9 protein-coding genes, 1 tRNA gene and 1 pseudogene are annotated in these 13,606 nt (G+C 35.6%); 10 read left to right on the top strand and 1 reads right to left on the bottom strand.

What is annotated here, in order from left to right:
- Positions 1 to 3: 3 nt before the first annotated feature.
- The 10 genes and pseudogenes from uvrA (at position 4) to DESAMIL20_RS02420 (ending at position 13,005) form a co-directional block, all read left to right on the top strand.
- Complete coding sequence (uvrA, locus tag DESAMIL20_RS02460) at positions 4 to 2,856, top strand: excinuclease ABC subunit UvrA (RefSeq protein WP_086033239.1); 2,853 nt, start codon at positions 4 to 6, stop codon at positions 2,854 to 2,856.
- On the top strand, positions 2,816 to 3,268 hold the full coding sequence (locus tag DESAMIL20_RS02455) for a TIGR00725 family protein (RefSeq protein WP_086033238.1): 453 nt from the start codon (positions 2,816 to 2,818) through the stop codon (positions 3,266 to 3,268). Before uvrA ends, DESAMIL20_RS02455 begins: the two co-directional genes overlap by 41 nt.
- 69 nt (positions 3,269 to 3,337) lie before the next feature.
- On the top strand, positions 3,338 to 4,984 hold the full coding sequence (locus DESAMIL20_RS02450; protein ID WP_086033237.1) for a methyl-accepting chemotaxis protein: 1,647 nt from the start codon (positions 3,338 to 3,340) through the stop codon (positions 4,982 to 4,984).
- Between the two features lie 8 nt (positions 4,985 to 4,992).
- Positions 4,993 to 6,123, top strand: coding sequence for a glycerate kinase family protein (locus DESAMIL20_RS02445; protein WP_086033236.1), 1,131 nt, complete (start codon positions 4,993 to 4,995; stop codon positions 6,121 to 6,123).
- Between the two features lie 29 nt (positions 6,124 to 6,152).
- Positions 6,153 to 6,239, top strand: a pseudogene (locus tag DESAMIL20_RS10845) (IS607 family transposase); the annotation flags it as partial.
- On the top strand, positions 6,229 to 7,584 hold the full coding sequence (locus DESAMIL20_RS02440) for a transposase (RefSeq protein ID WP_086033235.1): 1,356 nt from the start codon (positions 6,229 to 6,231) through the stop codon (positions 7,582 to 7,584). The pseudogene DESAMIL20_RS10845 and the gene DESAMIL20_RS02440, both read left to right, overlap by 11 nt.
- A 132-nt stretch (positions 7,585 to 7,716) precedes the next feature.
- Positions 7,717 to 8,307, top strand: coding sequence for a LutC/YkgG family protein (locus DESAMIL20_RS02435; protein WP_086033234.1), 591 nt, complete (start codon positions 7,717 to 7,719; stop codon positions 8,305 to 8,307).
- A complete protein-coding gene (gene ldhH / locus DESAMIL20_RS02430; protein WP_086033233.1) occupies positions 8,300 to 10,465 on the top strand; it encodes an L-lactate dehydrogenase (quinone) large subunit LdhH in 2,166 nt (721 codons plus the stop codon). Before DESAMIL20_RS02435 ends, ldhH begins: the two co-directional genes overlap by 8 nt.
- A gap of 26 nt (positions 10,466 to 10,491) precedes the next feature.
- Complete coding sequence (locus DESAMIL20_RS02425) at positions 10,492 to 11,763, top strand: efflux RND transporter permease subunit (protein ID WP_158090488.1); 1,272 nt, start codon at positions 10,492 to 10,494, stop codon at positions 11,761 to 11,763.
- Positions 11,764 to 11,799: 36 nt separating this feature from the next.
- The gene (locus DESAMIL20_RS02420) at positions 11,800 to 13,005 is read left to right on the top strand and encodes an MFS transporter (protein ID WP_204218552.1); all 1,206 of its coding nucleotides are present in this window, start codon (positions 11,800 to 11,802) and stop codon (positions 13,003 to 13,005) included.
- 520 nt (positions 13,006 to 13,525) lie between these two features.
- On the opposite strand, the gene DESAMIL20_RS02415 is transcribed toward DESAMIL20_RS02420, so the two are convergent.
- Positions 13,526 to 13,600, bottom strand: a tRNA-Thr gene (locus tag DESAMIL20_RS02415).
- Between the last annotated feature and the right edge of the window lie 6 nt (positions 13,601 to 13,606).

Below are 13,606 nucleotides of genomic sequence, written 5' to 3'. Positions count from 1 at the left end.
TTTATGTTAGATTATATATTTATCAAAGGTGCAAAACAGCACAACTTAAAAAATATAGATATTAAAATTCCTAAATTTAAAATTGTAAGTTTTGTTGGGCCATCTGGTTCTGGAAAGTCAACCGTTGTATTTGATATCGTATACGCCGAAGGCCAGCGCAGATACATTGAGTCATTGTCAGCCTATACGCGTCAGTTTTTGGAGAAACTAGAAAAAAGCGATGTTGACCATATTGAAGGGTTATCTCCCTCTATCAGTATCGATCAAAAACTTTCATCAAACAGCCGATCTACCGTTGGCACAACAACAGAAATTTACGATTATGCAAGAATTATTTGGGCAAATCTAGCGCAATACTATTGCTACAATTGTGGTCGCAAAATCGAGCAGCAAACACCGCAAGATATTGTTGATAAAATTTTTGAGCTTAAAGATAAAAAAATACTTATAATGCGCCCCATTGCAATAAACAAAAAGGGAGAATTTTCTCAAGAGTTTAGCCTTCTTGCAAAACAAGGATTTTTGAGGATTATTGTAGATGATATTGAATACACGCTTGATGAACCACCAAAATTAGATAAAAATAAAAAACATACGATTTTTCTTGTGGTAGACAGAATCATTGTAGATGAAAATTCAAAAGAGCGCATACAGCAATCTGTAGAGTTAGCCTTAAAGAACTCGAAAACAATATATGTAAAAGATGTAGAAAAAGACTCGCAAGATGTATATTCTACTGAATTTAGTTGCCCTGTGTGTAATATCAATTACTCACCCAAAAACGCTCAAAGCTTTTCTTTTAACTCTCCGCTTGGTGCATGCCCTGTGTGCCACGGACTGGGCTTTGTAAATAAATTAAAACTAGAGGCTTTGATTAACGAAAATCTATCCTTAAAAGAGGGTGCGGTAAAACCATTTTCAAAGCCTCGATACGCTCAAGCAAACGACTATGCAATGCAAAAATGCAAACAATTTGGCATAGATGTTTACGTGCCGTTTAAAGATTTAACAAGTCATCAAAAGGATTATATCCTTTTTGGAAGTGGCGATTTTGACGGGATTATAGCTATGGTTGAGCGTTTTTTTGAATCCGATATCTTTTTTGCAAGCCAAAATGCCTATTTACACGCTAGCGTTGTATGTCCGGAGTGTAAAGGTTTTAGATTAAACAAAGAAAGCTTGTCGGCTAAAATAAACGGCCTTAATATTATAGATGTTACAAATTTGCGCATAGACGAAACGTTGGAGTTTTTTAAAAACCTTGAAAAAAGCTTAGCACCCACACAAAAACAAATTGCAAAGAACCCTTTAAACGAGATAATCAAGCGGCTGAGTTTCCTTGTGGATCTAAATTTAGATTATTTAACACTCTCAAGAAACACAGCTACTTTGTCTGGCGGTGAAGCGCAAAGGGTAAAACTAGCAACCCAGATTGGTACCTCGCTAAGTGGCGTAACATACTGTTTAGATGAGCCATCGATTGGCCTGCATCCATCAGAAACGGAAAAACTCATAAAGATTTTAAAAGAGTTGTGCGATTTAGGCAATACAATTTTAATGGTAGAGCATAATGAGTTTTTAATAAAAAATAGTGACTATATTATAGATATTGGACCTAAAAGCGGAAATTTTGGCGGAGAAGTATGCGCATCTGGTACATTAAAAGAAATACTGGAAAATGAAAATTCTCTAACTGGCAAATACCTATCTGGTAAACTAAAGATAGAAATACCAGAAAAAAGAAAAATCAAAGATTTTATTAAACTAAAAAATGTCAATGTACATAACATAAAAGATTTAAATATTGATATAGCGCTTGGGTGCTTGGTAGGCATAAGCGGAGTCTCAGGCAGCGGCAAATCAAGCTTGATTTTTGATTTTCTTTTGCCAAAATTAAAAGAAAAAATCAACATCCAGCAAGCCTTTGATAAAAAAGCTCCTCAAGAAATAGACGACGCTTCTTTAAATTTAACAGATAGCGAAATTTTTGACTCTAATGTGTCTGGCGATATCGAAAACTTTCAATTAATTGAGCGCGTTATTGCCATTAACCAATCGCCGATAGGCAGAACACCTAGATCCAACCCCGCAACCTACACTTCTGTTTTTACGGATATTAGAGAGTTATTTGCAAATGTTACGCAGGCAAAGATACTTGGGTTTACACCAGCGCGCTTTAGCTTTAATGTAGCTGGTGGCAGGTGTGAAAAATGCAAGGGAGAGGGCTATATTAAAGTTGAAATGCAGTTTTTGCCCGATGTGTACGTATTGTGTGAGACTTGCGCAGGCAAAAGATACAACGAATCAACTCTATCTGTTTATTATAAAGATAAAAATATAGCTGATGTACTAAATATGAGTCTAGATGAAGCCTATGAGTTTTTTAGCAATGTTCCAAAAATAAAAAATAAATTAGGTGTATTGAGAGATATTGGTCTTGGCTATATCAAATTAGGCCAAAACGCAACAACATTATCTGGCGGTGAAGCCCAGCGCGTAAAACTAGCCAAAGAACTAATAATTCCTCAAAATAAAAAAACTCTGTACTTATTTGATGAGCCATCTCGCGGTTTACACCCAGACGATATAAAAAAATTATTGCAGGTAATAAACAGGCTAATAGATAATGGCCACAGCGTAATTATTATTGAGCATGATTTAGATATACTAAAAAGCGCTGACTATATTATTGATATGGGCACAGGTGGTGGTGATAAAGGTGGAGAAGTTATAGCTATAGGCACGCCACAAGATATTGCAAAAAACCCCAAATCGCTTACGGGAAAATACTTAAAAGAAAAATTGGAGGAATCAAATGTATTTAATAGGCGTCATAGGATCTCAAAAGGCAACTGAAAAAGCAAAAAAAATTGCTTATGAGGTGGGAAAACTCATAGCTTTAAATAATTTTGTGCTTGTATGCGGCGGTTTAGAAGGTGTTATGGAAGCAGCGAGCAAAGGCGCTTTTGAACATGGTGGTCTAACCGTAGGTATTTTGCCAGATAAAAACAAACAAAACGCAAATCCATATATTAAAATACCTATAGCCTCAGGTATGGGTTATGCGCGAAATTTCTGCATTGTGCAAAGTGTAGATTGCTTGATTGCCATCGAAGGCAGTTTTGGCACGTTAAATGAAATCTCTGCTGCACTTAATTTGCAAAAGACAGTCATTGGCCTTGAGTGTTCATGGAATATTGAAAACATGAAGTTTGCCAAAGATCCCCAGGAAGCAGTTGAGTTAGCTAAAAAATTTACTTTAAGTTAATTATAAATCGTTGACATATTTAATAACAGTTATATAATAAGTTTGTAAATCATAGTAGGAGGGGCATATATGGACATTGTGTTTTTAGCTTTAATGGTTTTATATATATTGTTTTGCGCTATATTTTACTACTTTAATCAAAATTTGATTTTCTTACTTTTTTGTTTATTTTCTGTTGGCTTTTTTGTTTTGCTTGGGGTTCTGCTAAAACACAAGTTTATAAAGTTAATCAAAGTTGAATCAACCAAATTAAAAAACAATTTTTTTAAAAAAGAACGTATAGACTTAACTAGCACAATCAACTTAAATAGTATTTTTAAAGGATTTATTAGTGTTTTGGACAACATAAAAACCCAGCTAAAAGAGATATTTAATGAAAAATTTACCAATGATACATACATTGCAATATCAGCTGCAAAAATAAGTTTTGATACACAAAAAACAAATGACGATGTCAAAAAAACTTTTCAGGAACTATCAATCATAGAAACAGGCTTAAATGACTCAAACAACGCCGTAAAAAACATTGCTGAAAACACCGTTGCAATCGTAGACTACATGGGCAAAATTAATCAAGTTTTAGAAACATCCTCTAAAAATGCAAAAAGCGTTATAGAAACAACTGAAAATATTTCGATGAAAATTAACAGCAACCGCGAACATATAATGAAGCTAAATGAGTCCTCATCAAAAATAGGTGAAATAATTGATGTAATCAATGAAATTACTGACCAAACCTCCCTTTTGTCGCTAAATGCTGCCATTGAAGCTGCCCGTGCTGGAGAACACGGCAGAGGCTTTGCCGTTGTTGCAGATGAAATTAGAAAATTAGCCGAAAATACGCTTAATGCAACAAACGAAATCTCAAACCATATAAAAACAGTTCAAAATGATGTAAAAACTGTTATAGATGCAAATACACAGGTAGGTGAGTTGGTTGTCCAAAACAAAGAAATTGTTGAGCAAAGCATAAGCGCTTTTTTAGATGTTACAAATCACATTAATCAAGCAAATAAGATGATAAACAACATTGCAAGCGCAGTAGAAGAACAATCAAAATTAATAAGTGATATTAATCAAAGAATGCAAATAATCACAGATCACTTAAAAAATGCATCAAGTAGCGTCGATCAAATTAGTTCAAACACCGCTGAATTCGCAAAAAAAGCCGAAAACGGCTTTAAAATACTGCAAAACGTAAACAGCAGTCATCATCTAGATAAAATTTATGAAATTGCTCAAATAGGCAAAGAAAAAATTGAGGCTGTGTTCAGCGATGCGGTGGCAAAAGGCATAATAACATCAAGCGATCTTTGGGATAGAAACTACATAGCTATACCCAACACAAAACCACAAAAGTATGAAACGCGTTTTACAAAGTTCATCAAAGACTATATACAGTTAATTGAAGATGAACTTTTAGCAAAGGATGCAAATTTTTCAACAGTTGTAGTTGTAGATAACAATGGCTACCTAGCTGCGCATAATTCAAAATACGACAAACCCTTAACAGGCGATTACCAAACAGACTTAAAAGGCAATAGGTCAAAAAGACTTCTAAATGACCCCATTAGCTTAGCTTCAGCCCGCAGCACACAACCCGTATATGTTCAAATTTACCCACGAGACACAGGCGAGATAATGTATAGGCTTTCTGTGCCTATAGTATTTGAAGGCAAACACTGGGGTGCTTTAAGGATAGGCTTTAATATATAGGAGAAAATATGAAAATTTTGGTCAGCATTAATGCATTTAAAGGAGCAATATCTACAGTTTTGGCAACAGATACAACAGCACAGGAGCTTTTAGGTTTTGACTTTAGTGTAGAAAAAAGCTACATTGCAGATGGTGGTGATGGAACCGTTGAAGTAGCTGCCACAATGGGTGCAAACTTAAAATACTACGACACCTACGACCCTCTTATGAGGCCAATTAAAGCCCCAATTGCGTGGTTTGAAAAAATTGCAGTGATTGAGATGGCAAAAGCAAGCGGCCTTGCCCTCATTAAACAAGAAGAAAAAAATCCTCTAAAAACAACCTCATTTGGTACAGGCGTCCTTATAAAAAAAGCTATTGAAGAAGGAGCGGAAGAAATTATACTCGGTATTGGCGGATCTGCTACGGTTGATGGCGGCATTGGGATACTTGAAGCCCTTAATTTTAAATTTCTGGATGCAAAAGGTAATCCATCGTGGATGGGCGGCGAGTCATTACAAAATATTCGCACGATTGTAAAAAGTCCTATAAATTTTCCAAAAATTACAATAGCAAGCGACGTAACAAACCCGCTACTTGGACCAAACGGCGCAAGTAAAGTATTTGGTCCACAAAAAGGAGCCGATCCTCAAATGGTGGAATTTTTAGATGATGCACTAGCTCATTTTAATGACATCACAAAAAAATATTTCAATATCGATATAGCAGATGCTCAAGGCGCAGGTGCAGCTGGCGGTATTGGCGGATTTGCAAGCGTATATTTAAATGCACAGCTAAAACCTGGCGCTGAACTATTTATGGACCTAGGTAACTTTAATGAAAAAGCTAGTGAATCAGATGTACTAATAACAGGCGAAGGTGCGCTCGATAAACAAACATCCTGCGGCAAAGCACCATACCGTGTTGCAAAAAGGTTTAAAAGCATAAATAAAAACGGTTTAACAATTGCTTTATCCGGGAGTGTTTTAGATAGAAACACTTATGAGGATGCAATAGATGTTGCCTTAAGCATCATACATAGACCTTTATCTATAAAAGAATCTATTGAAAGCACACAATCATTGTTACGATTGACCACTCGCGAGGTTGCAAAAATTTTATTATGGAGTCAAGCACACAATGAATTCAAGGTAAACTAACTGTTAAACATTTTATGTATTTTTTTACCATAATACATGTATTTTCTTGCGAACTAAACGGCAAAAAAAGTCACATAAATAAAAAAATAGCCCAGAGGCTTTTAGATGAAAACTAGCTTTAAAAAAGAAAGTATTGGCCCAGATGAAGAACTGCGAACATTTTCTATAAGAATAAACTCAAACAAACTAAACAAAAAAGTTCTTTCCTTGATTTATTCGTACCGCCACTTTGAAAACATCCTGCTTATACTTTTAAAGCAAAATTATGAGCCGTTTGCTCAATCCAAAGGCAGCAGTGATTTTAAATATCTCACCAATAAACAGACTCTAAGAAACGCTCTTTTAGACTACAAAGCCAAAAACTCAAAAGATGCAGACTGCTTAAATGGAAAATACAAAGACAATCAGTTATGGCAGGACTTAAAAAAAGCAGCTAAAATCATTAAACAGCACAATTTTGTCTATATCGTGGATAGGGTAAAATCAAACTACAAAACATACTTTGCCAATACAGCTCTATGGCATAAAAACCATGAGTTATTTACAGGCAAACCCCAACATCCAAAGCCTAAAAAGCTCTCTAAGTTAACCAACTATGCTGTTGATATAGATAAAAGCGATATTGGTGTAAATAACCTTGCAGCGGTTTTTGTAAACGATAAAACAACTCCATCTCTTGTAATAGACGGCACGCCTTTTAAACGCTACAATGCAAAATTCAACAGGCTCGTATCAAAGCTCAATGAAGCAAAGTCTAAAGAAGTATCAAACACGCAGTATCCAATAGAATACACTCAAAAAGGCAAGAACATAATACGATTCATTTCTTTTCTGCATTCTAAAAGGAATAAATATTTTTATGATCAATTTCATAAGGTCTCAAAACGCATCGTAGCGTATCTGCAGTTCGCCAATGTAGCGGATCTTTACTTGTCTAAAAGTCTTTCAGAGCTTAAAAACAACGGCGAATGCAAATTAAGAAAAGTCACGAAGCAGAATTTTATGCAGATACCTTTTTTTATTAAGCTTTTAAAAAACATCGAATATAAAGCACAAGAAAAAGGCATTAATGTCCACTGGATCAACGAAGTTTACTCTTCCAAATCAAGCTGTATATCAGACAATGTGGTTGATATACAAAACAACCCTCAATTGACTAATGCTTTCAATGGAAGGCGTGTTAAGAGAGGGTTGTTTTTAGACACTTGGCTAAACAAGACATTCAACGCAGACATAAATGGAGCAGTAAACCACATTAAGATAGCTACAGCAAAAAACTTCGAGTGGTTGAAAAGCAGTCTTTATAAACTCTGCAACCCAATTAAACTAAAAAGCGACTACAAATTCTGCAGACTTTTAAAGCATTTGCAGAATAGTGGGTTGGGCAAGTCTGTGTTTTTCGCAAACCAAAACGAAAAAGGCGTTGTGTCTGTTATTGGAGTAGAAAATGGTAGAAAATAATAGACGTAAGCCGACGGAATTCAAAAATGTTTACACTTCAAGATTTAAAAGAAATAACCGAATTAACAAAGATAGAAGAATAGTTTTTGCTTTTTAATTAAGTCGCAGTTTTGCATGTTTAAGGAGGTTTAAATGCAGCTAACACTATGGGATGATAGATTTTCAAATAATGATTCATTTAACTTTCAAGCATTTGAGAAAAAAGTCAAAACAGGAAAAGGTAATTCTGTAGAAGTATATAACTGTAATATAGAATCAGCAAGGTTAATTTTAAACAATATTATAAAACGCATAGATGCAAAATACATCATTGCTTTTGAGTCTTTGCTGGTTAAGAGCATTTTAAGAGGTTTAGAAGAAAACTCTGTGAATGTATATTATTCCGGTGACAAAAAAATAGCAAATAGTGCAGATATTGGCATTTCTGAAGCAGAATTTGCCATAGCAGAAAGTGGTACTTTGGTTGAGTATTCTTACTCCATATGGAAGCGTTTGGTGTCTGCTATGCCAAACGTACATATTGCTTTGGTTAAAGCAAATAGAATCGTTAAGGATTTTGAATCGGCCTTTGAGATATTAAAAAACCACATCATTGATGCTTCACAGATTAGCTTCATAACGGGTCCAAGCATCACAGCAGACATTGAGAGAGTACTAACAATTGGTGTTCACGGCCCAGGAAAGCTTGTTGTAATTTTTATACAGGAGAACAATAATGAATAAAAAAGAGTTTAAAAATAAAATTAATGAAAAACTAAACGATACTGTCCAGAAGAAAAACCTAACTAAGTTTTACGAAGAATACCCACAGGCAAGAAAAAGAGCATTTTTGGGCTACGACTTTGAAGCCTTAAGAAGTGATATTGCACGCATAAAGCAAAACACAGTTTATAAGCTTCAAGAGCTTGCTGATAAATTTCAAAAAGCCCTTGAGCTAAACGGCGTACACTTTTATAAAGCTACAACAGATAAAGAAGTGGTTGATTATATACTAAGCATATGCAAGCAAAAAAATGTAAAATTGGTTGTAAAAAGCAAATCAATGCTCTCAGAAGAAGTAGAGTTAGCACAAAGCTTCAAACAAGCAGGCATAGAGTCTCAGGAAACTGATTTAGGAGAATGGATTATACAGATTGCAGGTCACAGGCCATCACACATGGTAATGCCTGCTATACACTTAAACAGACAGCAAGTTGCAGATTACTTTGAAAAGCAGCTTGGCAAAAATATGAAGCCCGATATTGAATTTCTTGTTCACACCGCACGTGTGGAGTTAAGGGAAAAGTTTCTAAAAGCGGATCTTGGTATATCTGGTTGCAATATAGCAGTAGCTGAAAATGGAGCAATGTTTATATTAACAAATGAAGGTAACGCCAGACTCACCTCTTCTTTGCCAAAAACACACATAATACTTGTAGGTTATGAAAAACTCGTTGAACACTTTGAAGACGCAATACCCATTCTAAGAACGCTACCAAGAAGCGCTACAGCCCAAATACTAACATCTTATGTAAACATCATATCCGGTCCCTCAGAAGCGTTGATTGAAAAACCAGATGGCACTTACTCAATTGAGAAAAAAGAACTCCATGTAATTTTAGTAGACCACGGCAGATTAGAGATGGCAAAAGATCCTATATTCAAAGAGCTCTATCAGTGTATAAGATGTGCAGCCTGCACTAATGTATGTCCAGTGTATGCTTTAGTAGGCGGCCATGTGTTTGGACATATTTATACAGGTGGCATAGGAGCGCTATTAAACGCTTTCATTGGAAGTGCTTCTTTAGCAGATCAGATACAAAACTTATGTATTACCTGTGGAAGGTGCAAGGAAGTGTGTTCTGGTAACATAGATATACCAAACTTGATAATTGAAATGAGAAAAAAAAGCGTAGAAAAAGAAGGCCTAAGCACTGTCCCTAAAGTAGCTTTCCAAAACATTATGTCAAACAGGGCAGTATTTCACAATATGTTAAAGCTTGCAAAGTTAGGACAAAAGCCTTTTAGTAAAAATACACAGTTTATAAGAAATCTGCCTTTGTTTTTATCAAAATACACAAAAGATAGGTCATTACCTGCTATTGCAGATGTAGCTTTTAGAGATTCATTTAACAGCATAAAACAAAGAAAGCCAACAGAAGATAAAAAAATAGCCTTTTTTAGTGGCTGTTTGATTGACTTTGTCTACCCAGAAGTAGGTAAAGCTGTAGTAGAAAGCTTAAATAAATTGGGGTTTAACGTCTTTTTCCCAAATGAGCAAACCTGTTGCGGCACACCTATGTACTTAACAGGCGATAAAGAAACTGCCAGAAAGGTTGCCATGCAAAACCTCGATGCAATGGAAAAACTTGATCCGGACTACATAGTTATAGCTTGCCCCACAGGCGTAGAAATGTGGGAGAAGTACCCAAAAATATTTGAAGATGATGCAGTCTATCTTGCCCTTGCAAAAAAGTATAAAGAAAGGGTCAGGGAATACACAAGCTTTGTAAGTAATTACTTAAATGAAAAGCACCTAAAGCTCAATTCGCTAAAAAGTTTAGGTATTGCCACATACCACGACTCCTGTCACCTAAAAAGGGTGCTTGGAGTAGAAAAACAACCCCGAGATCTCCTAAATCAAGCATTTGACACTAACTTTGTAGAAATGGAACACCCTGACCAATGCTGCGGTATGGCTGGCTCTTACTCCGTTAAGTTTCCTGAGATTTCAAGAGAGCTTGGCAATCAAAAGCACAAAGATATCATAAGTTCGACTGCAAATATAGCTTTTGTGGGATGTCCTGCATGTATGCTTCAAATTAGAGGGCTAATGGATAAAAAAGGTGGCAATATAAAAGTTATGCATATCGCACAGCTTGTTAATGAGGGTCTTGGCTAAACCATCTCTTCTTGCGTTGATTAATTGTGACTGATTGTTTGCAAACAAACAAAAATTGTTCCATTTTTTTAATTCTAACTTGGAGGCGGAAAAAGGGGACAGGCTACTTTTTCCTGACTTGCGGTATTTTAATTGTCTTTGGTGGTGCATTTGCCCTCTTTTTTTTACCAGAAAGCATCTTTCCAAATGTAAGCTTTCCTAAGGTATCTATTCTTGTACATAATCAAGATTTACCCGTAAAATATATGCTTGTCAGTGTAACAAGACCGCTTGAAGAAGCAGCAAGGGCTGAACCTGGCGTAAACCTTGTCAGATCCCAAACAGGCAATGGTTTATCTAAAATTCATGTTTATTTTGATTCAAATGTCAACCCAAAAACAGCGTACTTAATGTTACAAGCAAGAATAGCTAAAATAAATTTACCGCCAAATTCTAGCTTAAGTGTCCGCTTAATGGAACCCAACATATATCCATTTGCAGAATATGCGCTTGTTTCAAACAAAATTGACAGTGCAAACATGATGAACTACTACTATTTTCAGGCAAAACCTATGCTGCTTGGTATAAATGGTGTTTATAAAGTAGAAGAAACTTCACGTGGTTGGCCTGAGATTAATATAGCTCTCAATCCTCAAAAATTACTACAGTATAGAATATCACCCCAAGAAGTCATAAATTCTCTTGTTTTAAATGAAGGACCATTTTTTTCTGGGGTAATAAACTATTTCAATCAACAATTAACCTTGTCAACCACAAAAATGCCAAACAACATTAAAGACTTATCCAATTTTACAATATCTGTGAAATCGGAAAACTCCCAATACATTCCATTGACATTAAGTAGTATTGCCAGTATAAAAAGTCAAAACCCACCTCTAATAAAAGATGCGAAAGTATCTGGGTATAAGCACGCTTTAATAATGGACATACTTTCACAAAGTAAGGCTAATGAAGTAAAAGTATCAAAAGAACTTCAAAAAGTTGTTGAAACAATTAAAGAGAGGCTGCCTTCTACTATAAACCTAATAAAGATTTATGATTTAAGTGACTTGATTAAAAGTAATCTAAACGATGTATGGATTGCGCTTATTATTGGCAGTATCATTGCTTTGGTTGTTGTAATGCTATTTATTGGAAGAATAGATGGTGCTTTTAGCGTATTTATAGTGGTGCCGCTTTCTTTGTCTTTAACTTTTATTGCACTATACCTGCTGGGCTTTGGGTTAAACATAATGACATTAGGGGGAATTTGCGCTTCAATTGGTGCAATGATGGTCTTGGAAATTAATATAACTTGACACATAGAGTAAGTATTTCTATAATTCAAAAGTTTTTTGAAAAACATCTATTTAAGGGGAGAAAACACCTTGGAGAACCTAAAAAAGAAATCTATGATATTCATAGTCCTATTAGGGATTGTAAGCTTGTTTTCGGATATGACGCATGAGGGTGCTAGATCCATTTCAGGCCAATATCTAGAAATTCTTGGTGCTAGCGCTGCTGTGGTGGGCTTTATTGGCGGATTAGGCGAGCTTTTGGGATATTCTATTAGATTTTTTTCTGGAAGACTTGCTGATAAAACTCATAAATATTGGCCACTAGCAATTTTTGGATATTTTATAAACCTACTATCGGTTCCATTGATAGCCCTTTTCCCTCATTGGCAGTGGGCAATATTGCCAATAGTATTTGAAAGAATTGGGAGAGGCATTAGGGTACCCCCAAGAGATGCAATGCTTTCGTTTGCTACAAAATCCATCGGGTCTGGGTGGGGTTTTGGGATTCATGAATTTCTAGATCAATTAGGAGCTGTCATTGGTCCTATTTTTGTATCGATAATTCTTTTTCTTTTAGGAGAAAATAACTTTAGGATCGCCTTCTTCCTCCTTATAATCCCTGCAACTTTCGCTATCGGAGTATTGTTTTTCTCAAGATTTCAATACCCAGTTCCATCAAAATTAGAAGTAAAACTAGTAGAATTCGATTCAAAGGGTCTGCCAAAGCTTTTTTGGATATATTGCCTTTGTGTATTAGGATTTGCTATGGGCTTTTTAGATTTCGTCTTGATAGCTTTTCATCTTGAAAAAACAAGGTTAATAGCCCAGCCTATGATACCTATACTCTATGCCTTTGCAATGGGGATAGATGGTGTAAGCGCTCTTGCATTTGGCAAACTTTTTGATAAATACGGCTTTATTATACTTCTCTTTGCTATCGTGATATCTGTTTTTGCAAACCCACTTATATTTCTGACTAGATCAGTTTACCTAATAGTAATTGGAATGACTTGCTGGGGCATAGGAATGGGTGCGCTTGAGTCCATCATAAAAGCCGCAGTGGCAAACATAGTCCCTATGGATAAAAGAGGCAGTGCCTTTGGTATATTTAACACATTGCTGGGTATATTCTGGTTTATTGGTAGCTTTATTTGCGGGATACTATACGGTATCTCGCCAACATACCTTGTAGTCTTCTCGGTAACCGCGCAACTTTTCTCGATAGGGAGCTTTTTGTATTTTAGAAGCAGCTTAAGGGTATAATTTTAAAAAAGCCCACTAAAAACTAATCAATTTCGGTATTTTTTGCAGAAAATTCATTTTATGACTAATTTAATTGCGTAATTAAACGTGGTTTGTTTTTGTATTGACTTTTGAATTAAAATGATTAATTATACGTTTGATTGATTAATTTTTTCTAGGTTTATTATGAAATTTATTAGTAGCAAAGTAAGTCCGGGGGGAAAAGGGGACAGGCTACTTTATTCTATCTTCTATTTCTTTTTTGGTCTTCCATTTCGCTTTATGGTTGATTCCAAGCCAAATACTTTTTTGATTCTTGCTTGCCATTTTTTACCTATAAAAGTAGCCTGTCCCCTTTTTTCACCTAGGGAAAGCTAACTCGTTTACAAGATAGGTACAGACACTTTTACCACTCAATACGCAATATAAAAGTGCACCATTTAGCAACACAAATTTAGGGAATGCCACTTAATTTAATTTAAAGACTACAAGCAAGAGTTTATACACAACCTTAAAGTTTTGCATAGGCACAACCAAAGACTGGAGCCAGCGAGAGGATTTGAACCTCCGACCTACTGATTACGAATCAGTTGCTCTACCCCTGAGCTACGCTGGCACTAAA

The sequence above is a fragment of the Desulfurella amilsii genome (genome assembly GCF_002119425.1).
Lineage (GTDB): Bacteria > Campylobacterota_A > Desulfurellia > Desulfurellales > Desulfurellaceae > Desulfurella > Desulfurella amilsii.
The sequence above is the reverse complement of the archived record's forward strand: the minus strand, read 5'-3'. Positions and strand labels throughout refer to the sequence as shown.

Bases quoted from the DNA above. Each gene is read 5' to 3' on its own strand.
- uvrA (WP_086033239.1), top strand. From the start codon at position 4: ATGTTAGATTATATATTTATCAAAGGTGCAAAACAGCACAACTTAAAA.
- DESAMIL20_RS02455 (WP_086033238.1), top strand. From the start codon at position 2,816: ATGTATTTAATAGGCGTCATAGGATCTCAAAAGGCAACTGAAAAAGCA.
- DESAMIL20_RS02450 (WP_086033237.1), top strand. From the start codon at position 3,338: ATGGACATTGTGTTTTTAGCTTTAATGGTTTTATATATATTGTTTTGC.
- DESAMIL20_RS02445 (WP_086033236.1), top strand. From the start codon at position 4,993: ATGAAAATTTTGGTCAGCATTAATGCATTTAAAGGAGCAATATCTACA.
- DESAMIL20_RS02440 (WP_086033235.1), top strand. From the start codon at position 6,229: ATGAAAACTAGCTTTAAAAAAGAAAGTATTGGCCCAGATGAAGAACTG.
- DESAMIL20_RS02435 (WP_086033234.1), top strand. From the start codon at position 7,717: ATGCAGCTAACACTATGGGATGATAGATTTTCAAATAATGATTCATTT.
- ldhH (WP_086033233.1), top strand. From the start codon at position 8,300: ATGAATAAAAAAGAGTTTAAAAATAAAATTAATGAAAAACTAAACGAT.